The sequence below is a fragment of the Aquimarina muelleri DSM 19832 genome (assembly GCF_000430665.1).
Taxonomy (GTDB): domain Bacteria; phylum Bacteroidota; class Bacteroidia; order Flavobacteriales; family Flavobacteriaceae; genus Aquimarina; species Aquimarina muelleri.
The window spans coordinates 1-1,935 of the sequence record NZ_AUML01000093.1 but is presented as its reverse complement, the minus strand read 5'-3'; the positions used below and the strand labels follow the sequence as shown (position 1 = coordinate 1,935).

General features: G+C 31.3%; 2 protein-coding genes. Both read left to right on the top strand.

The annotated features are described in order from the left end of the window. Positions 1–402 (top strand): phosphopantetheine-binding protein (locus tag H527_RS0118640; RefSeq protein ID WP_027414049.1); only part of this gene is annotated, 402 nt, incomplete at its 5' end. 13 nt (positions 403–415) lie between these two features. Next, positions 416–1,935 (top strand): condensation domain-containing protein (locus H527_RS0118635; RefSeq protein WP_027414048.1); only part of this gene is annotated, 1,520 nt, incomplete at its 3' end.

The window sequence follows — 1,935 nt, the reverse complement described above, 5'->3', positions numbered from 1 at the left end:
TTACCAGATTATATGGTTCCTGGAATCTGGGTGGAGTTGGATGCAATGCCATTAACATCCAATGGTAAGTTGGACAGGAAGTCCTTACCAGATCCTACGGAGTTATCGACTAAGGAATATGTAGCACCTCGTAACGAGATAGAATTACAGTTAGTAGAAATCTGGCAAGAGTTATTAGGAGTAGATCGAGTAGGCATTTATGATAATTTCTTTGAATTGGGAGGACATAGTTTATTAGCAACCCGATTGGTGTCAATCATTCGTAAGAAGTTAGAAATAGAGATAGAAATTGGAGATATTTTTGAATTCACTTCGGTAGAACAGTTATCATCTTATATACACTATAAGGTAATTAATTTTAGTGATTCTACAGATCAATATAATATGAATATAGATATATAACTGTAAATAATATATGGAATTTTTAAGTTTTTTTCAAAGATTAAAGAAAAAAGGAATAAAGTTAATATTAAAGAATGATTCGTTAAGTATTAAATCAAATGGGGAGATAGATAAAGAATTACTTTTAGAAATAAAAAGTAATAAGGATTTGATTATTCAGTACTTAGAGAAGTATCAGAAAGAAAATAACACAAATGAATATTTAGAAAAATATAATAGAAAAAGTATAACAAAAGAACTATTGGAAAAAATTACTCCTTGTAGTTCGGAGTATCCTTTACGTATACCATTATCCTTTAGTCAGGAACGTTTATGGTTTTTAGATCAGTTAGAAGGAACTCAAGCGTATCATATTCCAATTATAGTACGTTTACAGGGATCACTAGATATAGCTTTATTAGATAAATCTTTGAAGTGTATTGTTTCTCGTCATGAGGTATTACGTACAAATCTTCTTTCAGAAAATGGTGTAGGTTATCAGGAGATTGTCAGCGAAGAAGGTTGGTCGTTAGATCAAAAAATGATATTTGAAGAAGGGTTAAAAGATAGTCTTCAGGAATATTTTAAAGAAATATTCGATTTGTCTAAAGATTATAAATTACGCTCTCGGTTATATGATTTAGGGAATGATAATTATGTATTGGCTTGTGTTTTTCATCATATAGCCAGTGATGGTTGGTCAGGAAGTATTTTGATTAATGAGTTCACAGAGTTGTATCGTGCCTTGAATTCGGGGAGAGAAGCTAATCTCCCGAACTTAGACTTACAATATTCGGATTATGCAATTTGGCAACGAAAATATTTACAAGGGAATTTTTTAGAGAAACAATTATTGTACTGGAAAGAAAAATTAACAGATGTTAGTACATTATCTCTACCAATAGATTATGTGCGCCCTTCCATACAGAGTGCAGAAGGATCAACTGTTTCTTTAAGATTAAATGAAATAGTAAGTAATTCATTAAAGTCTTTATGCCAACAAGAAGGAGTAACTCTTTTTATGGTGTTATTATCTGCTTTTAAGATTCTGTTATCTCGTTATAGTGGTCAGAATGATATTTGTGTAGGTACCCCAATCGCAAATCGTACGCAATCAGAGTTAGAAGGTATGATTGGTTTCTTTGTAAATACATTAGCATTACGAACTAATTTGAGTAATGATTTAAGTTTTCGAGGAGTACTAGAAAGAGTGAAGAAGACAACTTTAGAAGGTTATGATCATCAGTTGGTACCTTTTGAAAAAGTAGTAAACACTGTTGTTAGCACAAGGGATATAAGTATGAGTCCATTATTTCAGGTAATGTTTGTATTACAAAATGCTTCTACAGGATCAAACGAAAAAAAGATGCAACTGGAAGGGATTACCCTTTCTGAATATGATTTTCATACAGTTACTTCTCAATTTGATCTTACACTGAATGTGTCAGAAAGTAATTCGGGTATTATATTAAATATAGCGTATTGTACAGCTTTGTTTGATAAGACTACGATCATTCGAATGTTGAACCATTATCAAGAATTGTTAAAAAGTAT